The sequence below is a fragment of the Luteibacter sp. NPDC104163 genome, from assembly GCF_055584245.1.
This window is the reverse complement of record NZ_JBVJMK010000003.1, coordinates 13,630-36,984: the sequence shown is the minus strand read 5'-3', so window position 1 is coordinate 36,984 and position 23,355 is coordinate 13,630. Positions and strand designations below refer to the sequence as shown.

Genomic DNA, 23,355 nt, shown 5'->3' with positions numbered 1-23,355 from the left:
TTTTCCCCGATGCGTGGCATCGTTTGCCTTCGATCACCGGAGGGCCACGACCATGACTTCCCCGTTCAAGATAGGCGACCACGTGCGCTGGAATTCCGAAGTGGGCTACGTCACCGGGCGGATCATCAAGGTCCACACGCGCGATTTCGAATTCATGGGCCACACCCGTCGTGCGACGGCCGAGGAGCCCCAGTACGAGGTGCAGAGCGACAAGACCGACCATATCGCCGCCCACAAGGGCACGGCGATGAAGCACGTGCGTTGATTGCGTGGCAGCGCTTCCGCTCTACTCGATAGGCCATTCGAATCGCGAGCTGGGCGCGTTCATCGCCGCACTCACCGACTCCAACATCGAGTGCCTGGTGGACGTGCGGGCCTTCCCGCGTTCGCGGACGAACCCCCAGTTCAACTTCGATGTGCTGCCCGACGCGCTGGCCCGGGCGGGTATCGGCTATCTCCACCTCCCCGGCCTGGCCGGGCGCAGGCCGAAATCGACAACGGTGGATCCCGCGGTGAACGGCTACTGGAAGGTCGCCGGCTTCCACAACTACGCGGACTACGCGCTGACCGAAGGTTTCCAGGCGCCGTTCCGCGAACTCTTGCGAACGAGCGCGGAACGCCGCGCGGCCATGATGTGCGCCGAGGTGCTGTGGTGGCGCTGCCACCGGCGCATCATCACGGACTACGCCTTGGCGGCCGGGCGGGAGGTCATTCACATCTTCGAGGCCGGGCACCTGGAACCGGCCCGGCTCAATGAGGGGGCGCGGGTGGATGACGACCGTACCGTGACCTACCCAAGGGACCCCGACAAGGCTCCCCAGGCCCAGGTTGGCGCATAACCGGCATGATTACCCGGTTCCCTACCGAAAACGTGTGTCCTGTCGCATGATGAGGCACCGCTTCCTCATCCTGCGTGCCATTCGCCATGACCGAGACAGTTGAACGCGCCGCTGCCGGGCGCGCTGGGAGCATCGCCTGCGTGGGGATGGGCATCACCCTGGGCTCTCACCTGACGCCGCTCGCGCGGAACCACATCGAGACCGCGGACGTGGTGTTTGCCGCGCTCTCCGATCATGTCGCGGAGCTCTGGCTGCAGCGTCTGAATCCCGCGGTCATCACGTTGCAGCCTTACTACCGGCCTGGCAAGTCGCGGATGAAGACCTATCGAGAATGGGTCGACGTGATGATGGCCGAGGTGCGTGCGGGGAAACGGGTATGCGCGGTGTTCTATGGGCACCCCGGCATCTTTGCGTGGTCGCCGCACCGGGTGGTCGAACTGGCGCGCGAGGAAGGCTTTCGCGCCTTCATGGAACCTGGCATCTCGGCGGAGGATTGCCTCTATGCGGACCTTGGTATCGATCCGGGCCGCTTTGGCTGCCAGCACCTGGAGGCGAGCCAGCCGCTGTTCTTCGAAAGGCGGCTGGACACCACGAGCCATGTGATCCTCTGGCAACTCGGCGTCGTGGGCGATCGTTCGCTGGGCCGTTTCCGCACGCCGGATGCGTATCGCGAGCTGCTCGTGGAGCGTTTGCTCGAGGACTATCCCGCCGACCACCCGATCGTGGTTTATCGGGCGCCGGTGCTCCCCATCCAGGGCCCGCATATCCAGCGCATGGTATTGCGGGACTTCCCGTCGGCTGAGTTCATCGGCCAGGAAACGCTGGTGCTCCCGCCCGTGCATGCACTGCGGCCAAACCTGGCGATGCGCGCGCGCCTGGATGCGCTCGACGCGATCTACGGCACCGGCGCGGAGCCAGTCGTGCCCGCATGACGACCTAAAGAATCCGGACGGCCCGCCGCTAACGCAGCATGCAGGCCCGTTCGCGCGCAGCATGAACGCCACACACGGGGGAATGACGTGCACGATACCGTTGAACTACTGGAAGCCATCGGCCGCGATGCGAGCCTGCGGCATGCCTCGCCCGAGGCACTCGCGAGTGCGCTTGACGCGGCCGGAGCATCGCCTGGCGTGCGCGAACTGGCGGCCACGGGCAACGACGCGGCGCTGACCGCGGAACTGGGCCTCGTGAAGCTGCACGGTGAGCACATGAGCCAGACCGGCGGCCATGAAGGCGACGGTGACGACCACGACCCCGCGCACCACCCGGATCACGACGACGAGGGCGACGAGGACGGAACCGCCTCCGACGACGACCTGGACGCACCCTCGCCCTGAGGCCATGGTGGGCATCGTTCCAGGCGGCATGTCACGCTTTCGGTACCGGATTGCCTTCGCGGGCCTGGTGCTGGGCGTGGCGCTGGCGGCACATGCCGCCTCCGTCCCGCTGCCGCCCCCAGGGCAGGGGAGGATGGCGCAGGTTGACGCCATCCGCACGAAGGATCACGCGCGCTTTACCGAGCTTCTCGCAGCACTCCATACCGATGTGGCGGATCTGGATGCCGGCGAAAAGCGGTACCTGCGCTACCTCGATGGTTGGGAAGCCAATTACGAGGGTCGCTACCCGGAAGCCGAAGCCGCCTTCCGCGCGGTCATGTCGGAATCGGACGACGACGCGCTGGGCGTGCGCGCGACCGCGATGCTGATGAACAACCTGACCAGCCGGGGCAAGTACGCCGAGGCCTATGCGATGGCCCCGCAGGCCGCCGAGACACTGGAGACGGTTTCCGACCCCGAGGCGAAATTCTCGCTCCTGGCCAACCTGGCACAGATGCTGACGTTCGCGGGGGAGCCGGCGATGGGCCTCAAGTACGCGAACATGATGATCGAGGCCACGCCGGTGGGGCGGTCGCCTTGCCAGGCGCTGGTGCAGAAGGTCACGGCACTGGAAGGTGCGCGGCAGCTCACGGCGGACAGCCCGGAATTGCAGACGACCATCGACGCCTGCACGGCGGACAGGCAGCCGATCTTTGCCAACACGGCGGCATTGATCCGGGTGGATCGGCTTATCGCCGACCGCAAGGGCGGGCAGGCGCTGGCCGCCCTCCAGGCCATCGCGCCTGCCATCGAGGCGAGCGGGTATTTTCCGCATCTCATCGACCTTGCCAGCCAGCGGGCACAGATCTACGAGCTGCTCGGCAACGTCGACGAGGCACGCAAGGCGGCGAACGAAACGGTATCGCTGAATCATCCCGGCGATATCAACGAGGCGCTGCGTATTGCGTATCGCGTGCTCTACGGTATTGAGAAGGCGCAGGGGAACACGGCCAGGGCACTCGAATACTACGAGGACTATGTTGTCCAGGACCAGGGATACCTGCGTGATGCCAACGTCCGCAACGCGGCTTACGAGGCCGCGAGCCAGCACTTCCGCGCGGAAAAGCTCGAAAGCGAAGGCCTGAGCAAGGAAAACCGGATCCTTCGGCTGCAGCAGGCCCTCGACGCCAATGCCGTCGAAACGAGCCGGCTTTACATCGCCATGCTGGCCCTCGTTCTCCTTTCCATCCTGTTCTGGACGGTCCGCATCAAGCGCTCGCAGCTCCGCTTCAAGTGGCTTTCGTCCCGCGACAGCCTGACCGCCGTATATAACCACCAGACGTTCATGGCGGAGTCCGACCTGGCTCTCAAGGGCCTTGAAAGGCGCGCGGGCGACGCGTGTCTTGTGTTCCTCGACCTCGACCATTTCAAGCAGGTCAATGACACGCACGGTCACGCCGTTGGCGATGCCGTACTCAGGCATTGCGTGGCGATCTGCAAGGGCGTGTTGCGCAAGGATGACCTGCTTGGCCGGCTAGGCGGCGAAGAGTTCGCGATGCTGTTGCTGGACGCGCCGCGACTGCAGGGTGGCGTGGTCGCGGAGCGCCTGCGCACCGCGCTCTCGGCATCGCCCCTCGTAGTGGAGGGGGCCGTCGTATCGGTGACCGCCAGCATCGGTGTCGCATGCGTGGATACGGCGGGATACGACCTGCAGCGCATGTGCCGCGCCGCGGACGCGGCGCTCTATGTCGCCAAGCACGAGGGGCGCGATCGGGTGGTCATGGATGGCCGTACCCCCGTGACCCCGGCCTATCCGGCGATGGGCACGAACCCGCGCCGTGCCTGACGCGGGTTCGTGCCCATGCCGACGCATCAGGGCCCTTCGAAGGCCCGGATCGTTGCCTCGTTGATCGCCTTCACCTTCGCTTCGTCCACCTTCTCGACCTTGCGGTCATACGTGTACAGGCCGTTGTGCTCGCCTTCCACGTCGGTGATCTGGGTGTAGACGCTGCCGGACATGCCGACGGCCGGGCCCTTGTCGCGCAGCACGGCCGTATTCGCGACGTAACCGGCGTTCAGCGCGGCGGCGTCCTTTACGTCGCCATACGGATTGATCGCCGTGTTCGGCCACATGTGGCCCGCGACGCCCAGCGTCAGGCCGCCATGCTCGCCATCCATCGATGCGCGCTTCGCATCCGGCGCCGGCAGGCCCGGGCCCTGGTAGTCGTGTACATCGATGATGTCGCCGGCGTGCACATCGCCCTTCGTATCGCAGCAGTTGTAGCCGCTGCGTGCGTTGACCAGGCGGGTGGGATCGAGCTTCTTGATCTGCGTCGCCAGTTCGCCTGCGGCGGGGATGCTCCACTGGCCCCAGCCTTCGTTGAACGGGATCCAGCCGATGATCGAGGTCTCGCCCTTGAGCTGGGTGACGATGGCCGTGACGTCCTTCTTGAAGCGCGCCTTGTCGGCATCGCTGAGCTTGTCGTTGTGGCCGTTCGGCATGGCCGGCATGTCTTGCCATACCATCAGGCCGATGCGGTCGGCCCAGTAGTACCAGCGCGCCGGTTCGACCTTGATGTGCTTGCGGATCGTGTTGAAGCCGAAGTCCTTCGTCTTCTGGATATCGAACTTCAGCGCTTCGTCGGTCGGGGCGGTATGGATGCCATCCGGCCAGTAGCCCTGGTCCAGCGTGGCCAGCAGGAAGGTCGGCTTCCCGTTGAGCACGATGCGGTTCTTGCCGCCCACGTTCTTGATGCCGATGGTGCGGAGGCCGGCGTAACTGGTGACCTCATCGTTCTTGCCGCCCTGGGCCAGGGTGGCCTTGAACGTGTACAGGAACGGATCGGTGGGGCTCCACAGGTGCGGGTCCTTGATGGCGACGTGCAGCGGCTTGCCAGCCGGCCCGGTCGCTTCACCCACGGCCTTGTCGCCCTCGTAGGCGGTGATGTGCAGCGTGGCACCGGCGGAGTTTCCATCGACCTTCGCGTTGGCCGTGAAGCCGTCCAGCGTGGTGTCCGAGGTAAAGGTCAACTGGCCGAGGCTCGCCGCGGGCACGGGCTCGAGCCACACCGACTGCCAGATGCCCGAGGCCGGCGTGTAGAAGATCCCTTCGGGCTTCAACCGCTGCTTGCCGACCATGACGTTCTCGCCATCGACGGGTGCATGCACGGCGACAACGATTTCCTGCGGGCCATTCGGGCGCAGCGCCGCGGTGATGTCGGCGCTGAACGAGGTATAGCCGTCCGTATGCTTCGCTACCTGCTTACCGTTCACGTACACGGTGGCCTCCTGCGCCACGGCGCCGAAGTTCAGGCGGACGTGCTGGCCGTTGGCCGTGAAGTCCGCGGGGATCTCCACGGTGCGGCGGTAGAGCATGTGATCGGAATGCTTCTGCACCCCGGAGAGCACCGACTCGATCGGGTAAGGCACGAGCACCTTTTCCTTGAGCGCCTCGCCGAAATGCGGCGCGGCGGCATTCTCCGTCGCGGCGTATTCCCACAGGCCGTTGAGGCTGAGCCATGTCGGCTTGTCGAGCGAAGGGCGTGCGAGCTGCGGACGCGGGTATTCCGGCAGGGCGTGGGTTGGCGAAACGTCGCCGGTCCAGGGCGTCGCGAGCGGGGCGGTCTTGCCGTTCCATACGCCGTCCGCGGCCGAGGCGGCCATGGCCGGGGAGGCCAGGGCGATGGCGAGGGCGATGGCCAGGTAGGGGCGGGTGCGGGGCAGGTTGTGGTGCAACTTCATTTACGGTCCTTTGTGACGGTGTCGCGGCGTGTATCGCGCGCAAGCGCGCACCCACAGGGGGCGCGCTTAGGGGTGGGGCGCGGCTTCAGGGGGCGTGCGACATGGAGGGCGGGGCGTCCTGCGGTGCGGTGCCCCAGGTCTTGCTGGGTTCGGGGCCCATGGTCAGCACCAGCGTGGCACCGTTGACGATGTCCGCATGGCTGAACCAGGGCTTCGTCCAGGGCTTGCCGTTGAGCGTGGCCGACTGGATGTACATGTTCTTCGCGGAGTTGTTCTTCGCGACGATCTCGAACAGCTTGCCGTTGCCAAGGCGCAGGCGCACGTGGTCGAAGATCGGGCTGCCGATGATGTAATCCGGCGTGGATGGATCCACCGGGTAGAAGCCCATGGCGCTCAGCACGTACCACGACGAGGTGGAACCCTGGTCGTCCATGCCCGGGTAGCCATAGCCCGTGGCATCGCTGCCGTACAGCTCGGCCAGGATCCGGCGGGTCAGCGCCTGGGTCTTCCAGGGCTGGCCGCTCCATGCGTACAGGTAGGCCGCCTGCTGGTCAGGCTGGTTGCCCTGCACGTACTGGCCGATGAGGCCCGTGCAGTCGCGGCAGATGCCCTTCGCGGTGTACGGCGTGGAGAAGAACGCATCGAGCTTGGCGTTGAACTTGTCGCGGCCACCGAGCAGGTCCATGAGACCCTGCACGTCGTGCGGTACCAGCCACAGGGTGGACCAGCCAGAACCTTCCTTCATCATGAAGTTGTAGTACGGCTCACCCGGATCGAACGGCGAGATCCACTTGCCATCCGCCGTGCGGCCGCGCATGAAGCCGACCGAGGGATCGAACACGTTACGATAGTTGGCGGCGCGCTTCTCGAACATGGCGGCGTCATCGGCCTTGCCGAGGCGGCGGGCGAAGTCGGCCAGCGCGTGGTCATCCCATGCGTATTCGAGGGTGGTAGCGACGCCGGCCTTGCCACCGGCGTACGGCGGGCTCGGGTTGCCATCCGGGATGATGTCCGAGATCCAGCCCTGCTTGTCGTACTCGGCGAGGTAGCCGCGCGGACCCTTCGGATCCGTGGCGTTCTTGCGCAGGTATTCGTAGGCGGCGTTGTAATCGAAATCGATGCCGCGCTGCCATGCACCGTCGTAGAGGAACACGGCATGGTCACCGTGGAACGAGGTGTTCATGTAGCCGCGTTCGCGGGCGCGGTCCAGCTCGGAGCGCATGATGTCCTGCACCACGGTCGGCTGCATCAGCATGAGCAGGGCGATCTGGTTGCGGCCGGTATCCCAGTAAGGCACCGGGCCGTACTGGTCGTAATCGGCGATCTTGTCGTTGCCTTGCGTGTCCGTGTAGTGCTCACCCTTGCGGGCGATCATGCGCGGGCTGGCGAACGAGTGGTACAGGGTGGAGTAGAACAGCATGCGCTGCTTCGGCGTACCGCCGGTCACCTGCACGCGATCGAACAGCTCGGCCCACTTCGCGCGCGCCTTCTCGTGCACGCGGTCGAAATCGGCATCTCTATCCTGTGCCTTCAGCCGCTGCTCGGCTTCCGCCGCGCTGTGGCCATGGGCGATGCGCACCACCACCTGGTCACCCTTCTTCGTATCGAAGCCGAGGTAGGCGCCGGCGTAGTCACCGGAGATCTTGCGGCGGCCGGCCTGGACATCCTCGCGGCCGAGGCCTTCGCCCTTCTCGTTGATCTCAGCGTGGAACGTGCCGAACCGCGTGAACGGGCGGGAGAATTCAGCGATGAAGAACGGGCCATCCGTGTCGCGGTCACGGCGGCCTGCCGTGGCCGAGCCGCGCACCGTGTGGTCATCGACCACTTCGATATCGCCGCCGGCCTTGCGCAGGTTGATGACCACGTTGGAGCGGTGGCTATCGGGGAAGGTGAAACGCATCAGGCTGGTCCACTGCGTCGCCGTCAGTTCGGCGCGCGTGTGGAACGTGGCGAGGTCCACGGCGTAGTAGCCGGGCGAGGCCTTTTCGCTGGCCTTGTCGTAATACGACATGGCGTAATCCGGCGGAACGGTCCAGTCGCCGACCACCGGCATGACGATGGGCGCGCCGCGCGCGCCATAGGTCGAGCCGCCGCCACTGAAGCCGAGCATGGTCGGGCGGCGGTAGTCGTACGCGACCGGTACGCCGGTGGCGAAGCCGAGGTCGGCGTTGATGTTGACGGGCGCGGCTTCGGTCGCGCTCTGCGGCAGGCTGGCGCCGGGCGTCGTCATGCCAGTGTAGGTCGGCTCGCCAGGAGGCGGGGCGTTGCCGAGGAGTGCCTGGTCATCGAGCGGCGCGGTGCCCACGAGGGGGTTGGCGAGATCGACCGATGACATGGAAGAAGAGTTGGGCTTTGCGTCTTTCGCCGGGCCGGCGAAGGCAGTGCCGAGGGTGAGCGTCGCGAGCGCGAGGACAAGGGCACGACGGGGCTGGCGTGCCAGGAGCATGGTCATAAGGGTTTCCTTCGACGGAGCGGGGATTCATCCGTTCAAACGAAGACGGGGCCGGGCGATGTGCCCGGCCCCGTCCATTTTCTTACTTGTCGCTTTCACCACCGAACTTGTACGTCACGCCCACGTAGTACTGGCGGCCCGGGTAGAGCAGCTGGACCAGACGTGCGCGCGTGTCGCCACCCAGGTAGGTGTGCGGCGTCGCCTTGTTGAAGTTGATGACCGACGCCGTGACCATGAAGTGCTTGTTGAACTCATAGTCGCCGTTCAGGTCGATCTGGTGGTACGGCTGCGCATACACCGGCAGGCCCGAGGCCAGGCCGGTCATGGTGCGGCCGGTCCAGTTGTCGCTGGCGCGGAGCAGCAGGCCGTGCTTTTCATAGAACAGCGAGACGTTGGCGGCGTACTTCGCGCTACCGATCAGCTCGGCGTTGCCGACCTGGGTATCACCCAGCGAGACCGCGGTTTCGTTCGTCTTGTTGAGCGTGTAGTTGACGATGGCGCCGAAGCCCGACTCGAAGCTGTGCTGCGCGTAGATTTCCACGCCCTTCGACGTACCGGAGCGGCCGTTGGCATTGGTGCTGTACTGCAGGAAGTTCGTCGCGGTGCCGCCCACGTCAACGTTGATGTTGTTGACGGTGACCGGGACGACGAAGTTCTTCACCTTCTTCTTGAAGAAGTCGATGCCGACGACGCCCTTGGTCGCGTAGTACCACTCGCCGGCCAGGTCGAACTGGGTGGCCGTGAACGGCTTCAGGTCGGCGTTGGCACCCGAACCGTACCAGCCCGGCAGCGGTGCGCCGAACTGCTTGCGGTCGTTGTAGTACTCCTGGGTGTTGTTGGTCAGCTGGCCCAGCTGGGCAAGGTCGGTGTAGTTCGCGCGAGCCATCGCCTGCGAGCCGGCGGCACGGAGGACGAAGTCTTCGGCGAACGTCCAGGCGACGTTGAAGCTCGGCAGGAACTTGTTGTAACGCTTCTTGGTCGACGAGTTGGTGAAGTCCTCGATGACCGACACTTCGCGCGGCAGGTACTGGAAGTCACCCGGGGCGCACGCACCGCCACCCGCATTCACGCCCGAGGCCGGGCAGATGAGGATGTTGCCCGCCGGGTCGTGGTAGTACACGGCGTTGTTGGTGGTGACCTGGTTGGCGACCGTGAGGTCCTGCTTCGTGGTGACGAAGCGCACGCCGACGTTACCGCGGACGCTGCCCGTATCGAAGTTCGCCTGCACGTAGGCAGCAGCGATCTTTTCACCGATGGACGACTTGTTCTGCGGCTTGTTGTACAGCGTGCGGTCGTACGTCTGGTTCAGGTAGTTGTAGTACGCCGGGAAGTTGATCGCCGGGAAGATGTCATCGCCATAGGCGTGGTTCACCCCGTTGAGGTATTCCGACTGCAGGAAGCCGGCCGGCAGCTGGCCCGCGTTTGGATCGCAGGTCTGGAATTGCAGCTGGGTGCCCTTGCAGTACCAGCGCACCTCGTTGCTCTGTTGTTCGGCGTTGGCGTCGCTGTACTTGCCACCGAACTGGATCGACTGCAGCCAACTGGAATCCAGCGACCAGGTGAAGTCGGCCTGGGCGAAGTTCTGCGAGTTGGTCGTGTTGACCATGTTCGAACCGGTGGAGCCCAGGTCGACCTGGCCGGCACCGTTGAGCATGTTGTTCAGCACGTCCTGCTCGGCGCTGATGCCCGGCTTGCTGCTCACATCGCTGCCGGACGTGGTCCACGAGGCACCGTTGCTGCCGTTCACCCACTGGCCGTTCACGAAGTTACGCGGCTTGGCGGCCATGCCCAGTTCGATCGACGGGCCGCCCTTGGCCCAGGTGCGGCCGAAGTTGAACGAACCGCTGAGCGAACCGCCGTTGTCCCACTCGCCTTCCAGGTTAAGGGTCTGCGAGGTGGCCTTCTCGACGGAGTAGTTGCCGTTGAGCCAGGGGATTTCGGTGTTGCAGACGTCCACCGCCTGGCGGGCTGCGCCGGTGACGGGGTTGGTCGCGGAGTTACAACCGACGCCGGCGGCCGGGAGCTGATAGTTCGCGCCGGTGACGATGGTGTGCGACGGGTCGAAGGTCAGGCCGTTCGGGGCAAGCAGGCGGCCATTCTGGTCGGCGTAGTTGCTGTTGTTCGGCAGGCCCCACTCGGGGATCTCGAGCGTATTGGTGATCTGGGTCTGCTGGCGCTCGAAGCGGAAGTAGTTACCGGTCAGCAGGAAGTGGTCGCTCGGCTTGAACTGCATCGTGGCCTGGGCGCCCTTGGTCTTCAGGCTCAGGTCGTTGCGGCTCGTGGCGAACTGCTGCGGCATCCAGAAACCGTTCGAGACATTGCCGGCCTGGTCGACGACGCCGTTGCCCCACAGGTCGATGTTGTTGTTGACGGCCGAGTCGTACGGGTTGCCGTGGATATCCACCGGTGCCTGCGTGCAGGTCTCGTGGTCGCGGCAGTTGTCCGACCACCAGTGCCAGCTGGTCGCATCCGCTTCGTACGTGGTTGCCTGGCGCTTCTGGTACGAGCCGGCGACGAGGAAGCCGAACGTCTCGTCCTTGTTCTTCCACGAGTACAGGGCCGAGCCCTGCGGTTCGGTCTTGCCGCTGGTATCGGACATGGCGCCGGTACCCGTCACGAAGCCTTCGTTCGCTGCCATTTCGAGCGGACGACGCGTGCGCAGGTCGACGTTACCGCCGATACCGCCTTCATCCAGGCGTGCCTCGAGGCTCTTGTAGAGCTTGATATCCGAGAACATGTTCGCCGGGAACAGCGTGTAGTTGAACGAGCGGGTCAGGCCGGCCGAGGTATCGGCCGAGGCGACGTAGTTGCCGTTCAACTGGGTGTAGGTCAGTTCGGGCGCAAGGCCGCGGATGCTGACGGTCTTGCCTTCGCCCGATTCGCGGCTGATGACCACGCCCGGTACGTGCGCAAGCGCGTCGGCGATGTTCTTGGCCGGGAACTGCGCAATATTCTGCGCATTGATCACTTCAACAATCGAGTTGGCCTCGCGCTTGTCGATCACGTTCTGCTCGATCGACTGGGCGTAGCTCGTGACAACCACGGTATCGAGGTTGGTCGGGCTCTGGCCTTCGTTTGCACGGGCCTGCTTGCCGTCCTTCTTCGTCTTGGCGGCGTTGGTCTGCTGCTGCGTGGCGTCGGTTTGCTGCTGCGTGGCGTCGGTCTGTGCCTGCGTGGTCGCGGGCGCGGCGGTCTGCGCGAACGCGGCGGCGGGCACGATCATGGCGAGTGAGAACGTGGCTGTGGCGAGCGCTGCACACAGCGGCTTGCGCTTAAAGAGTTGCGGCTTATAAGACATTTTTTTTTCATCCCTCAATGAAAAGAGCCCTTGCGGGTCAAGCGCGGTGATCCCCCGTTTGATCACCCGTGCAGATGCGCGAATGTGTACTGCACACGTCCTCCTCTAAAACTTGATTGGATCGATCCAAATTAAAGACGGCCGACCAGCCCCCGGGCAGGTCGGCACTGCGTGGTTCAACGAAGCAGATGCAGGACAGTAGGGCGCCGGCTCGGGCGCTCAGCCAGGTGGACTTTCTTCAGCATGGAATGACGGACAGTTCTGGCTTTCACGTGTGCGCTTCCCATTCCCCTCAAACGGTGCGTCGGAAAGGGACGGCAGCCGGGGCAGCGCATCGTGCGCACGTTCCCCTTCCACTCACCCCCACCCTGGCCAGGCCAAAAACAATCGTCGATGCGAATCATTCTTGGCTTGGATCGATCTAATTCCCCCGACGCAAATTTAAGAACTGAGGCCGGGGGGTGTCACGCTGCGTCGCAAAAACGGAAGAGATCTACGAAAAATCGTAAGCAAATGGCTTCGCAGCGCGGTTTGTGGACGGCGCCGGTTAACCTGGCGTGGTCGCGTTGTTGCGGCGCAGTTACGTTCGGCATGCGTGCGCTATGTAAAAACGGCAACTTATTCACATAAATTGAACCATTCGACGGGGCGCAGGTAACGAAATGCGATCGGGTGTTGACTCTGGAGTTAGCTCAAGGCTCTAGACTTCACCCATGACAAACCCGACCTCACTCACCATCGGCCGCATCGCGCAGAGCGCGGGGGTGGCCATCGATACCATCCGCTTCTACGAACGCGAGGGCTTGCTGCCCGAGCCGAAGCGCCGGCCGTCCGGTTACCGTGAGTACGACGCCTCGGCGGTCTCGCGCCTGCGCTTCATCCGCAGGGCGAAAGAGCTGGGATTTACGCTCGACGAGATACGCGAGCTGCTGGCCTTGTCGGCGGACCGCAATGACGGCGTCGAAGGCGTGCGCGAACGCGCGACGGCGCGGCTCAAGGCGATCGATGACCGCATCAGCGAGCTGCAACGTGTCCGCAATGGCCTTGCCGAGCTGGTTGACGCATGCCCGGGCCATGGCGCACCGGAAGACTGCCCGATCCTGAAGGCGCTGGCGGAGCCGCAGCCATGACCCACAGCTGCTGCTCCCACAACCCCCAACCCGCTAGTGGGAGCGCGCTTGCGCGCGATGGCTCCGCGAAGAGTCCCGGCATAGCCGCGCCCCCAGGCACCCTCTACACCTGCCCAATGCACCCGGAAGTTCGCCAGGAAGGCCCCGGCGCGTGCCCCAAATGCGGCATGGCCCTTGAACCCGCCATGCCCACGCTCGACGAGGACGATGGCGAAGTGAGCGCCATGGCGCGTCGCCTTGGCCTGCTGGTGGCGTTGACCTTGCCGGTCTTCGCCGTCGCCATGGGCCCGCACCTGTTCGGCTGGATGTGGCCCGCGCCGTGGGATGCGCTCGCGCGTTGGGGCGAGGCCCTGTTGGCGAGCGTCGTGGTGCTGTGGGGCGGCGCGCCATTCTTCGCGCGTGGCTGGCGGTCGCTGAAGCCGTGGTCACCGAACATGTACACGCTGATCGCGCTCGGTACGGGCGTGGCCTGGGTATACAGCGTCGTCGCGCTGCTGGCTCCAGGCCTGTTCCCGCTCGCCATGCGCGACATGCATGGCCACGTGGACGTCTATTTCGAATCCGCGGCGGTCATCGTCACCCTGGTGACCCTCGGGGACTTCCTGGAATTGCGCGCCCGTCGCCGCACCGGTGCCGCGTTGCGTGGCCTGCTTGGCCTGGTGCCGAAGACGGCGCGCCGCATCGCCCCCGACGGAAGCGAAAGCGATGTGCCGCTGGATCATCTCCACGTCGGTGATCACCTGCGCGTACGCCCGGGCGAGAAGGTGCCGGCGGACGGTACCGTGCTCGACGGCGAAAGCCACGTGGATGAAGCGATGCTCACCGGTGAAGCGAACCCGGTGGCCAAGAAAGTGCACGACAAGCTCACCGGCGGCACGCAGAACCAGCATGGTGCGCTCACCATGCGCGTGGACCACGTCGGCGCGGATACGGTGCTTTCCCGCATCGTGATGATGGTGGCTGAGGCGCAGCGGTCGCGCGCGCCGTCGCAGCGTATCGCCGACAAGGTCGCCGCCTGGTTCGTGCCGGGCGTGGTGGTTGTCGCGCTGCTGGCCTTCGCCGCATGGTGGATGTTCGGCCCGCAGCCGGTCTTCGCGCATGCGCTGGTCGCGGCGGTGTCGGTGCTGATCATCGCGTGCCCCTGCGCGCTGGGCCTGGCGACGCCGATGTCGATCATGGTGGCCAGCGGGCGTGGTGCACAGGCCGGCGTGCTGTTTCGCGATGCGGCGGCGATCGAGTCGCTCCGCGAGATCGATACGCTGGTGTTCGACAAGACCGGCACCCTGACCGAAGGCAAGCCAGCGCTGGTGGATGTGAGGACGTTCGGCCGCGAACGGCGCGAGGTGCTCGCGCTCGCTGCGGCAGTGGAACGGCCCAGCGAGCATCCCCTTGCGGCCGCCATCGTGGCCGCCGCGGAGGGCGAGGGTGCTGCCGTCCTGGCGGTCTCGGGCTTCCAGGTCGTGGTCGGTCGTGGCGTCGCGGGCAGAGTGGATGGCCACGATGTTGCCGTGGGCAACGGTCGCCATATGGATGACCAGCGGGTCGACGCCGCGGCGGGCCGTGACGTGGCCGAGAAGTGGCGTGCCAAGGGTGCGACCGCGATGTACGTGGCGATCGATGGGCGGCTGGCCGCGGTGCTGTCACTCGCTGACCCGGTGAAGGCATCGACGAAACCAGCGTTGGATGCGCTGCACGAGGCGGGCGTCCGCCTGGTGATGCTGACGGGCGACAACACGGCGACCGCGAAGGCGGTGGCCTCCGCGCTACCGATCGACGAGGTGCACGCAGGCGCCTCGCCGGAAGACAAGGCGAACTACGTAGCGAAGTTGAAAGCCGAGGGACGCACGGTGGCCATGGCCGGCGATGGCGTGAACGACGCGCCCGCGCTGGCGAAGGCGGATATCGGCATCGGCATGGGCAACGGCAGCGATATCGCGATCGAAAGCGCATCGGTCACCCTGTTGAAGGGCGATCTCGCCGGCATCGCCCGGGCACGGGCGCTATCCGAAGCCACGGTGAAGAACATTCGCCAGAACCTGCTTTTCGCCTTCATCTACAACGCTGCCGGCGTACCGCTTGCAGCCGGCGTGCTCTATCCGCTGCTCGGCATCACCCTCTCACCGATGATCGCCGCGCTGGCGATGAGCCTGAGCTCGGTGTCGGTGGTGGGCAACGCATTGCGTCTGCGCAAGACTTCGATCTGACCTGTGGGAGCGCGCTTGCGCGCGATGGGGCCGCGGCAAGCTCCATCGCGCGCAAGCGCGCTCCCACAAGTTTTTTTGAAGCGTTGCGTTTACTTCTTTGTATCGAACGACGGCGGGGCATCCTTCGCCTTCGCCGCCCACGCCTTGTTCGGCGTGTCCTTCAGGTCGAACTCGAGCGTGCCGCCCTTCAGGGCGAAGCTCTCCGGCAGCCACGACTGGTCGACCGCCTTGCCATCGACCTTGAGCGCGTTGACGTACGGCTTGCCCATGCCGGCATTCGGCGCAAGGATCGTCACATCGCCGCCTTCGCGGTGGATGACGGCCTTGGTGAACAGCGGGCTGCCCACGATGAACTCGGCGCGGCCCGGGATGTTCGGGTAGATGCCCAGCGCGGCGAACACGTACCACGACGACATCTCGCCGAGATCATCGTTGCCCGGGATGCCGTTCGGCGCATTCACCCAGATCGTGTCCAGTACGCGGCGCACGAGTTCCTGCGTCTTCCACGGCTGGCCGGCGTAGTTGTAGAGCCAGGGGCCGCCGATCGAGGGCTCGTTATCCAGCTCGGCGTGTAGCGGGCCCGACTTGGTGACCGCGAAGGTGCCGTCCGGCTGGTAGAAGTAGTTGTCCAGGCGCTTCGTGGCCTTGTCCATGCCGCCCATGGCTTCGAACAGGCCATGCACGTTGAACGGGATCATCCACACGTACTGGGCAGCGCTGCCTTCGACGAAGCCGTCGCCGGTCGACGGGACGAAATCGTGGGCTTCCTTGTCGTCGTCGTCCTTCACCTTCGCCCAGGTGCCATCCGCATTGCGGTTACGGATGTAGCCACCCTCCGGCGCAGCCTTCGGGTCGAACAGGTTGCGCCAGTACTGCGCACGGCCGAGGAAGCGTTCCGCGTTGGCCTTGTCACCCATGCGCTCGGACATGGCGCTCAGTGCGAATTCCGCGGCGACGAGTTCGAGGGTGTCTGCCGCCGGGCCCCACGACGGGGCGCCCACGGGGATGTAGTGCAGCTTCAGCCACTGGTCGAGGCCGGGGCGCTGGCCGACGCATTCGACCGGGCAGCCGTCCATCGACGTATCCAGTGCCGTCGGGTTATCCGCGGCGTGGATGAGCGAGGCGAGGGCGCCCTTCGCATCGAAATCGCGGGCGCCGAATGCGTAGATGCCCGCGATCGACGGCGCCGCCGGATCGCCGTTCATGACGTGCGTGGCGCCGTTGTTGTGCGTCCAGCGATCCCACACGCCATGGTTCTGCTGCGCCTGGTTGTAGAGGCTCTGGGCGATATCGCTGGCGATCTTCGGCGTGAGCCACGCGACCATCGGCAACTGCGAGCGGTAAACGTCCCAGCCCGAGAAGTTGGCGTACTGCGCCTGCTGCGTACCGGCGACCTTATGCGCCTTCTGGTCGAAGCCCATGTACTCACCGTTGACGTCGCTGAAGACGTTCGGGGTCATGGAGGCGTGGTACAGCGCGGTATAGAACACGGTGCGCTGGTCCGGCGTGCCGCCTTCGATATCGATGCGCGAGAGCTGCTTGTTCCAGGCGCTCACCGCATCGTCGCGGACCTTCTCGAAGGGGGTGCCCTTCGGCACTTCGGCGTCGAGGTTGGCCTGCGCGTTGGCCGCGCTGGTGTAGGAGATGCCGACGCGGACGTTCACGTCCTTCGTGCCCGGCTTGAAGCCGACCCATGCGCCGGAACCATTGCCTTCCTTCGGCCAGCCCTTGTCGCCATAGCCCGAGCCGCCTTCGCTCTTCGTGCCGCCCTTGGTCACCGTGGTGTTCTTCCAGGTACCCGTGCTGGCGAACGGCTGGTCGAACTCGATCACGTAGTGGACGGTGTAGTAGCTGTGGCGGTCCGCCTTGTCGATATAGCCGCAGAAGTTGCCGCTGGTGACCGAGCCGCTGATGCGGTGGTTGGCCTTGTCGATGTTGACCGTGGCGTGCTCCGAGCCGACTTCGGAATCCGAGGCGCGGACCAGGATGTTCACCGGCTTGCCGGCGGCGAACGCGAAGCGCCCGGCACCGCTGTGCAGCGCGGCCGTGAGGTCGGCGGTGACGCCGTTATCCAGCTTGACCTGGTAGTGGCCCGCTTTCGCCACTTCATTGGCGTGGCTGAATTTCGACGCGTAGGCGTGGCGGAAGTCCGTGCTCGGCGAGGTGGTCACGTCCTCGGTGATCGGCATGATCGGCACATCGCCTGATGCGCCACCGCAGCCCCAGCCTTCCACATTGGTGAGGGCGAAGCCGCGGATGGCATCGGCACGGTACTCATACCCGCCCGGTGCGGCGATCGGCGATTTCTTCCCCGGCAGGGGCGAGGCTTCCGGCGTGAACTGGAACATGCCGAACGGCACCACGGCGCCGGGGAACACGTTGCCCCCGTTCGTGGTGCCGATTAGCGGGTTGACGAGCTCCGCGGGGGTGGAGGCGGCGCCGGCCAGGGCGGGGACAAGAGCGGCGGCGAGGGCAAGGGGCTGGAACGCGCGCAAGGGGAAACCTCCACGATGGGCAAATTTATATCGATTGAAATCCCTGCGGCGAGCGGTGTCGTGTGCCAACGGTCACGGCTGCAGTGCAGCATTGAGCTGGCTGATGTGACCGCACTTGTGAGAGCGCGCTTGCGCGCGATGGGATCTTGCCGTGCCAGCCATCGCGCGCAAGCGCGCTCCCACAAGGACGGGCTTCAGAGCAGGATGCCGTCTTCCGGCTGCACGGGCTTCAGGTCGTGCTTCTCGCCCAGCATGTCGCGCAGGTCGATCTCGATGGCGCGGGTGAGGGTGGTCAGCGGCACGTCGTCGTCGAGGTTCTCGAACGGGTTCTGCATGTCGTTGCCGATCTGCAGCAGGGCGAGGAAAAGGAAGCCCGCGACAGTGGAGCCGAGCGGCGTCCACAGGCCGAGGCTTTCCACCAGGCTCAACGGCAGCAGCAGGCAGAAGCCATGGGTAAAGATGGCCGGGTAGGTGGCGTACTGCTGGGGCAGCGGGGTGTTCTTGATCCGCTCCATGCCGCCCTGGGCGTTGGAGATATCGGACAGCGTGCGGGCCAGGGCTGCCCACAGCACGGGATCAGGCTTTGCCGCCGCCATGAGTTCGGCGGTCCCGCTGTGGATCGCGTTCGGGACGTTCGCGACCGGCCGCAGCCGCTCGATCTCGTCGGCGGACAGCCGCGGTGCGAGTTCGTCCCACGGAGCCTGGCGGCGCAGGTGCAGGCGCAAGGCCTGCACGTAGGCGATCTGTCGGTGGACGACCGTCACGGCGGTCGCGCGGACCGGCAACAGTGTCAACGCTTCGCGCGCCAGGGTGCGCGAGGCATTCACCATCGCACCCCACAGCGTGCGTGCCTCCCACCACCGCGCATAGGCGGTGGTGTTACGGAAGCTGAGGTACACGGCGATCGCCGAGCCCAGCAGGGTGATGGGCAGGGCCGGGAAGTCAGCCGTCCAGCGCGGGTGCGCAACGAACCAGAACACGGTCACCGCCACATCCCACGCGAACAGCAGCGCGAGCGGCCTGCCGACGTAACGCAGGATGTGGCCGAGGTGCGCGCGCCCCGGGAGGATCATGCGCTGTGTTCTTTCTTGATGGCTTCGGCGAGGGGAATGAACGTATCCGAGGCCTTGTCGAGCACGGCGACGGTGCCGTCACCGATGTCGTAGACCCAGCCCTGCAGCGTGATCGCATGGTTGGCAAGCGCGGCCGTGACGGCGGGGTGGGTGCGCAGGTGATCGAGCTGCAGGCGGACGTTCTGCTGGGTGACGTCCTTCAGCACGTTCGCCGGATCCGGCTGGCGGGCGAACACGGCGCTCTTCGCGGCAGCGGCGTTACGCAGCCAGGCCTCGACCGTCGGCAGGTTCTTCGTCGATTCCGGATTGAGCAGGCCCTTCATGGCGCCGCAATCGCTATGGCCACAGATGACCACGTGGCGGACGCGGAGCACCGCGACAGCGAACTCGACGACGGCCGACACGCCACCGAGCATCTCGCCGTACCCCGGCACGATGTTGCCGATGTTGCGGCAGACGAACAGGTCGCCCGGCTGGGTCTGGGTGATCATCTCCGGCACCACGCGGGAATCCGCGCAGGTGATGAAGAGGGTATGGGGACTCTGGCCTTCGGCCAGTTCGCTGAACAGCTGCTGCGTTTCGGGGAAGACGTTGGCGCTGAAGTCTTCGACGCCCTTGAGCAGGCCAAGCAGGCTGTCGTCGCGCGGGGTTTCCTGGGTCATGTGCTCACCTTGGAAGAATGCCGCCAGCGAGGTGCCAGGCGGGCTTAGGTGACGCAGTTTAAGGCAAACCCGGGTGATGGAAATGCGCAGCGGTATGGTTCCCGCCCATTTGTACGATCCTGCGGAAAATTGTGGGAGCGCGCTTGCGCGCGATGGGCCGGCGGCGACCCGATCGCGCGCAAGCGCGCTCCCACAGGATACCGGGGTCTTAGACCTCGGCGTCTTCCTTATAGGCATCGACCGGGATGCAGGCGCACATCACGTTCTTGTCGCCGTAGACGTTGTCGACGCGCGACACCGGCGGCCAGTACTTGCTCAGCTTCAGCGAAGGCAGCGGGAAGGCAGCCAGTTCGCGCGGGTAGGCGTGGGTCCACTCGGTGCCCGTCACCATGGTCGCGGTGTGCGGGGCGTTGCGCAGCGGGTTGTCCTCGCGGTCCAGGCGGCCATCTTCCACGGCGCGGATTTCGTCGCGGATCTGGATCATGGCGTCGATGAAGCGATCCAGCTCGTGCTGCGATTCGCTTTCGGTCGGCTCGACCATCAGCGTACCGGCCACCGGGAACGACAGGGTCGGGGCGTGGAAGCCGAAGTCGATGAGGCGCTTGGCGACGTCTTCGGCGCCGATGCCCGTCGCGTCCTTCAGCGGGCGCAGGTCGAGGATGCACTCGTGCGCCACCAGGCCGTTACGGCCGGTGTACAGGGTCTTGTAGTGCGGGGCGAGGCGCTTGGCGATGTAGTTGGCGTTGAGCAGGGCCACCTGGGTCGCCTTGCGCAGGCCTTCCGTACCCATCAGCGTGATGTACATCCACGAGATCGGCAGGATCGAGGCCGAGCCGAAGGTCGCGGCGCTGACCATGCCGACATCACCCTCGCCACCGAAGGCGCGCGGGAGGAACGGCGCCAGGTGCGACTTGACCGCGCACGGGCCGACGCCCGGGCCGCCACCGCCGTGCGGGATGCAGAAGGTCTTGTGCAGGTTGAGGTGCGAAACGTCCGAACCCCACTTGCCCGGCTTGGCCACGCCGACGAGCGCGTTCATGTTGGCGCCGTCGGTGTACACCTGGCCGCCGTGCTTGTGCACGATGTCGCAGATGGCGACCACGTCTTCCTCGAACACGCCGTGCGTGGACGGGTAGGTGATCATGATCGCGGCGAGGCGGTCGGAGTACTTCTCGGCCATCTCGCGGATGTGCTCGACATCGACGTTGCCATTGGCATCGCAACGCGTGACGACGACGGTCATGCCGCACATCTGCGCCGAGGCCGGGTTCGTGCCGTGGGCCGATTCCGGGATCAGGCAGATATCGCGATGGCCTTCGTTGCGCGAGCGGTGGTAGGCGCGGATGGCGAGGAGGCCGGCGTATTCACCCTGTGCGCCGGAGTTCGGCTGCAGGCTGACCGAATCGTAGCCGGTGCACTCGACCAGCATGGCTTCGAGTTCGTCGATCAGCTGCTTGTAACCCTGGGCCTGGTCGGCCGGGGCCAGCGGATGGATGTTGGCGAACTCCGGCCACGTCACCGGGATCATCTCCGCGGTGGCGTTGAGCTTCATGGTGCACGAGCCCAGCGGGATCATGGTGCGGTCGAGCGCGAGATCCTTGTCGGCCAGGCCACGCAGGTAGCGGAGCAGCTCGTGCTCGCTGTGGTGCGTGTTGAAGACCGGGTGCTGCAGGAAGTCGAGGCCGCGCAGCTGGGCGGCCGGCAGCGCGTCCGCGGTAGCCGCGTCCAGCGCGTCGATATCGCTTGCGTCCGCGCCGAAGACGGCGGCGAGCGCAGCCACGTCGGCGCGGGTGGTGGATTCATCGAGGCTGATGCCGACCGACGAGGCGTCGATGGCACGCAGGTTGATCTTCGCGGCGGCGGCCTTCGTGTGCAGGGCCTTCGCGTCGACGCCGGTGATGTGCAGCGTATCGAAATAGTCGCCACCGACCTGGACGCCGGCCTTGGCCAGCGCGCCGGCGAGGATCGCGGTCAGGCGATGTACGCGACGAGCGATGCGCACCAGGCCTTCCGGACCATGGTAAACGGCGTACATGCTCGCCATGACAGCCAGCAGCACCTGCGCGGTGCAGATGTTCGAGGTGGCCTTCTCGCGGCGGATGTGCTGCTCGCGGGTCTGCAGGGTGAGGCGGTAAGCCGGCTTGCCTTCCGTATCGACCGACACGCCGATCAGGCGGCCCGGCATCGAGCGCTTGTAAGCGTCGCGGCAGGCGAGGTAGGCGGCGTGCGGGCCACCAAAGCCGAACGGCACGCCAAAGCGCTGCGTGTTGCCAACGACGATATCCGCACCCCAGCTTCCGGGCGAGGCGATGACGGTGAGCGCCAGCAGGTCGGTCGCGACGCAGACGATGCCGCCACGGGCATGGGTCGCGTCGGCGAGCGCCTTGTAATCGTTGATGCGGCCAAACGTGTTCGGGTACTGCAGGAGCACGCCGAAGCTGTCGACGTTGCCGGCATCGGCATCGTCACCCACGTGCACTTCGATATCCACGCCGTCGGCGCGGGTGCGCAGCACTTCGATCGTCTGCGGGTGGACGTCCTTCGAGACGAAGAAGACCTTCGACTTCGACTTGGCCGAACGCTTGGCCAGCGTCATCGCCTCGGCGGCCGCGGTGGCCTCATCCAGGAGCGATGCGTTGGAGATATCCATGCCGGTCAGGTCGGTGACCATGGTCTGGAAGTTGATCAGCGCCTCCATTCGGCCCTGCGAGATCTCCGCCTGGTACGGCGTGTAAGCCGTATACCACGCCGGGTTCTCGAGCACGTTGCGCAGGATGACATTGGGGGTCAGGGTGCCGTAGTAGCCCTGGCCGATGAAACTTTTGAAGACCTGGTTGCGGTCGGCCACCTTGCGGATCTTGGCCAGCGCCTCTTCCTCGGTCACCGCGCGGGGCAGGGCAAGCGGGGCGGGCGACTTGATCGAGCCGGGCACGATGGCATCGGTCAGGGCATCGAGCGAGCCGTGGCCGACAACGGAAAGCATCTCGGCGATCTCGGCATCGTTCGGGCCGATGTGGCGCTCGATGAACGCGCCGTGGTTCTCGAGATCACGCAGCGAGGGGGTGTTTTTCTGGCTCATGGCGTAGGGGCGTCCGGAAATACGTGCCGTGCCGGCACGTGGGGCGCCCCTCTGTCCTTTTGCCTGAGAGTTTGGGGGTGGGTACCCCTTGCACCTTCGGCGCCGGATCGAACCGGTCTCTCCAGAGTGATGTGCCGCGCGGTGGTATGGGAGCCTGAGCGATTACGGGCGTTGCGCCTTCGGCAGCGGGTCCATCCGCTTCTCCCACCGTACGGTAAGGCGGGGATTATACAGCCATCCCGCCGGGTGGGAGTGCCCCGGGAACGCCGGCCGTACCGGCGCTCCCGGGCTCTTCAGCCGATCACCACGGCGCCGGGCCTTCCTTGCCGGTGAACGACCCGGTCGGGGCGGGATCGGCCGCCGTGGCCAGCCGGACGATTTCCTCCGCGCCTTCCTCGACCGTCTGCGGGCCACTGTTCCCGTTGAGGTCGGTAGCTGTGTAGCCCGGGCAGACGACGTGGACGGTGATCCCCGTGTCCTTCAGTTCATCGGCCAGGATGACGCTGGACATGTTCAGCGCCGCCTTGGAGGCGTTGTAGCCGACCAGCTTAACCGCGGCATATTCCCAGGCCGGGTCGGCGTTGTAGGTGAGGGAGCCCAGGCGGCTCGAGACATTGAGGATGCGGCCATCGCCCGATTTCTTCACCAGGGGCAACAGCGCCTGGGTGGCGGCCAGCGTGCCGAAGTAGTTGGTGTCGAAGATGCGACGGACCGTATCCAGGTTGGCCTGGCTGACGTTGCCATCGCCTTCCAGCGCGACACCCGCGTTATTGATGAGGACATCGATGTGCCCTTCATGGGCCTCGATGTCGGCCGCCGCCCGCGCCAGCGAGGCCGCGTCCTCGAGGTCCACGAGGACGAAACGCACGTCCATCCCCTCGGCGCGGAGCGTGTCCGTCGCCGCCTGACCGCGGCTGGCGTCTCGTGCGCCCAGGAGAACGTGGTGACCCGCCTTGCCGAGCTGGCGGGCGACTTCAAAGCCGATGCCCTTGTTGGCACCGGTAACCAGGGTGATGCGGTTGAGCTGCGACATGCACAGGTTCCTCGTTGAATAAGTGATGGGTAT

General features: G+C 65.6%; 15 protein-coding genes and 1 riboswitch. Of the genes, 7 read left to right on the top strand and 8 right to left on the bottom strand.

Annotated features, from left to right (window positions below):
- Nucleotides 1-52: 52 nt before the first annotated feature.
- The 5 genes from ACZ6YI_RS04835 (at nucleotide 53) to ACZ6YI_RS04815 (ending at nucleotide 4,001) form a co-directional block, all read left to right on the top strand.
- Nucleotides 53-265 (top strand): hypervirulence associated TUDOR domain-containing protein, encoded by a 213-nt coding sequence (locus tag ACZ6YI_RS04835; protein WP_440330095.1) that lies wholly within the window; start codon nucleotides 53-55, stop codon nucleotides 263-265.
- 4 nt (nucleotides 266-269) lie between these two features.
- Nucleotides 270-839, top strand: a complete 570-nt coding sequence (locus ACZ6YI_RS04830; RefSeq protein ID WP_465777653.1) for a DUF488 domain-containing protein — start codon at nucleotides 270-272, stop codon at nucleotides 837-839.
- An 86-nt stretch (nucleotides 840-925) separates the two neighbouring features.
- On the top strand, nucleotides 926-1,771 hold the full coding sequence (locus ACZ6YI_RS04825) for an SAM-dependent methyltransferase (RefSeq protein ID WP_465777652.1): 846 nt from the start codon (nucleotides 926-928) through the stop codon (nucleotides 1,769-1,771).
- Between the two features lie 87 nt (nucleotides 1,772-1,858).
- The gene (locus ACZ6YI_RS04820) at nucleotides 1,859-2,176 is read left to right on the top strand and encodes a hypothetical protein (protein ID WP_465777651.1); all 318 of its coding nucleotides are present in this window, start codon (nucleotides 1,859-1,861) and stop codon (nucleotides 2,174-2,176) included.
- Between the two features lie 28 nt (nucleotides 2,177-2,204).
- The gene (locus ACZ6YI_RS04815; RefSeq protein ID WP_465777650.1) at nucleotides 2,205-4,001 is read left to right on the top strand and encodes a GGDEF domain-containing protein; all 1,797 of its coding nucleotides are present in this window, start codon (nucleotides 2,205-2,207) and stop codon (nucleotides 3,999-4,001) included.
- Nucleotides 4,002-4,027: 26 nt separating this feature from the next.
- Here the strand turns inward: ACZ6YI_RS04815 and ACZ6YI_RS04810 are convergent, their stop codons facing one another.
- The 3 genes from ACZ6YI_RS04810 to ACZ6YI_RS04800 all read right to left on the bottom strand — a co-directional run bounded on the left by ACZ6YI_RS04810 (nucleotide 4,028) and on the right by ACZ6YI_RS04800 (nucleotide 11,646).
- Nucleotides 4,028-5,896 (bottom strand): glycoside hydrolase family 2 protein, encoded by a 1,869-nt coding sequence (locus ACZ6YI_RS04810; protein WP_465777649.1) that lies wholly within the window; start codon nucleotides 5,894-5,896, stop codon nucleotides 4,028-4,030.
- A gap of 85 nt (nucleotides 5,897-5,981) precedes the next feature.
- Nucleotides 5,982-8,348 carry a GH92 family glycosyl hydrolase gene (locus tag ACZ6YI_RS04805; protein WP_465777648.1) on the bottom strand — a complete coding sequence of 789 codons (2,367 nt, stop codon included), beginning with the start codon at nucleotides 8,346-8,348 and terminating at the stop codon, nucleotides 5,982-5,984.
- 82 nt (nucleotides 8,349-8,430) lie between these two features.
- Entirely contained in the window at nucleotides 8,431-11,646 is a 3,216-nt protein-coding gene (locus ACZ6YI_RS04800) for a TonB-dependent receptor (RefSeq protein WP_465777647.1), read from the bottom strand.
- Nucleotides 11,647-12,359: 713 nt separating this feature from the next.
- On the opposite strand from ACZ6YI_RS04800, the gene ACZ6YI_RS04795 reads away from it, so the two are divergent.
- Together ACZ6YI_RS04795 and ACZ6YI_RS04790 are read left to right on the top strand one after the other, a co-directional pair.
- Nucleotides 12,360-12,776 carry a MerR family transcriptional regulator gene (locus tag ACZ6YI_RS04795; RefSeq protein ID WP_465777646.1) on the top strand — a complete coding sequence of 139 codons (417 nt, stop codon included), beginning with the start codon at nucleotides 12,360-12,362 and terminating at the stop codon, nucleotides 12,774-12,776.
- Nucleotides 12,710-14,980, top strand: coding sequence for a copper-transporting P-type ATPase (locus ACZ6YI_RS04790; RefSeq protein ID WP_465777645.1), 2,271 nt, complete (start codon nucleotides 12,710-12,712; stop codon nucleotides 14,978-14,980). The genes ACZ6YI_RS04795 and ACZ6YI_RS04790 overlap by 67 nt, the downstream gene beginning before the upstream one ends.
- Before the next feature lie 89 nt (nucleotides 14,981-15,069).
- Here the strand turns inward: ACZ6YI_RS04790 and ACZ6YI_RS04785 are convergent, their stop codons facing one another.
- From ACZ6YI_RS04785 to ACZ6YI_RS04765, 5 genes are all read right to left on the bottom strand, one after another.
- The gene (locus ACZ6YI_RS04785) at nucleotides 15,070-17,475 is read right to left on the bottom strand and encodes a GH92 family glycosyl hydrolase (RefSeq protein ID WP_465777644.1); all 2,406 of its coding nucleotides are present in this window, start codon (nucleotides 17,473-17,475) and stop codon (nucleotides 15,070-15,072) included.
- Between the two features lie 194 nt (nucleotides 17,476-17,669).
- Entirely contained in the window at nucleotides 17,670-18,548 is an 879-nt protein-coding gene (locus tag ACZ6YI_RS04780; protein WP_465777643.1) for a bestrophin family protein, read from the bottom strand.
- Nucleotides 18,545-19,210: a carbonic anhydrase gene (locus tag ACZ6YI_RS04775; RefSeq protein ID WP_440325591.1), complete on the bottom strand. Its 666-nt coding sequence runs from the start codon at nucleotides 19,208-19,210 to the stop codon at nucleotides 18,545-18,547. Before ACZ6YI_RS04775 ends, ACZ6YI_RS04780 begins: the two co-directional genes overlap by 4 nt.
- 208 nt (nucleotides 19,211-19,418) lie before the next feature.
- Nucleotides 19,419-22,289, bottom strand: coding sequence for an aminomethyl-transferring glycine dehydrogenase (gene gcvP / locus ACZ6YI_RS04770; RefSeq protein ID WP_465777642.1), 2,871 nt, complete (start codon nucleotides 22,287-22,289; stop codon nucleotides 19,419-19,421).
- 41 nt (nucleotides 22,290-22,330) lie between these two features.
- A riboswitch (glycine riboswitch) is annotated at nucleotides 22,331-22,424 on the bottom strand.
- A gap of 166 nt (nucleotides 22,425-22,590) precedes the next feature.
- Entirely contained in the window at nucleotides 22,591-23,322 is a 732-nt protein-coding gene (locus tag ACZ6YI_RS04765; RefSeq protein ID WP_465777641.1) for an SDR family oxidoreductase, read from the bottom strand.
- Nucleotides 23,323-23,355 lie beyond the last annotated feature (33 nt).

What these genes read in the sequence shown, in the direction of transcription:
- ACZ6YI_RS04835 (WP_440330095.1), top strand. Translation starts at nt 53, where the DNA reads ATGACTTCCCCGTTCAAGATAGGCGACCACGTGCGCTGGAATTCCGAA.
- ACZ6YI_RS04825 (WP_465777652.1), top strand. Translation starts at nt 926, where the DNA reads ATGACCGAGACAGTTGAACGCGCCGCTGCCGGGCGCGCTGGGAGCATC.
- ACZ6YI_RS04815 (WP_465777650.1), top strand. Translation starts at nt 2,205, where the DNA reads ATGTCACGCTTTCGGTACCGGATTGCCTTCGCGGGCCTGGTGCTGGGC.
- ACZ6YI_RS04810 (WP_465777649.1), bottom strand. Translation starts at nt 5,896, where the DNA reads ATGAAGTTGCACCACAACCTGCCCCGCACCCGCCCCTACCTGGCCATC.
- ACZ6YI_RS04805 (WP_465777648.1), bottom strand. Translation starts at nt 8,348, where the DNA reads ATGACCATGCTCCTGGCACGCCAGCCCCGTCGTGCCCTTGTCCTCGCG.
- ACZ6YI_RS04800 (WP_465777647.1), bottom strand. Translation starts at nt 11,646, where the DNA reads ATGTCTTATAAGCCGCAACTCTTTAAGCGCAAGCCGCTGTGTGCAGCG.
- ACZ6YI_RS04795 (WP_465777646.1), top strand. Translation starts at nt 12,360, where the DNA reads ATGACAAACCCGACCTCACTCACCATCGGCCGCATCGCGCAGAGCGCG.
- ACZ6YI_RS04790 (WP_465777645.1), top strand. Translation starts at nt 12,710, where the DNA reads ATGCCCGGGCCATGGCGCACCGGAAGACTGCCCGATCCTGAAGGCGCT.
- ACZ6YI_RS04780 (WP_465777643.1), bottom strand. Translation starts at nt 18,548, where the DNA reads ATGATCCTCCCGGGGCGCGCGCACCTCGGCCACATCCTGCGTTACGTC.
- ACZ6YI_RS04775 (WP_440325591.1), bottom strand. Translation starts at nt 19,210, where the DNA reads ATGACCCAGGAAACCCCGCGCGACGACAGCCTGCTTGGCCTGCTCAAG.
- gcvP (WP_465777642.1), bottom strand. Translation starts at nt 22,289, where the DNA reads ATGAGCCAGAAAAACACCCCCTCGCTGCGTGATCTCGAGAACCACGGC.
- ACZ6YI_RS04765 (WP_465777641.1), bottom strand. Translation starts at nt 23,322, where the DNA reads ATGTCGCAGCTCAACCGCATCACCCTGGTTACCGGTGCCAACAAGGGC.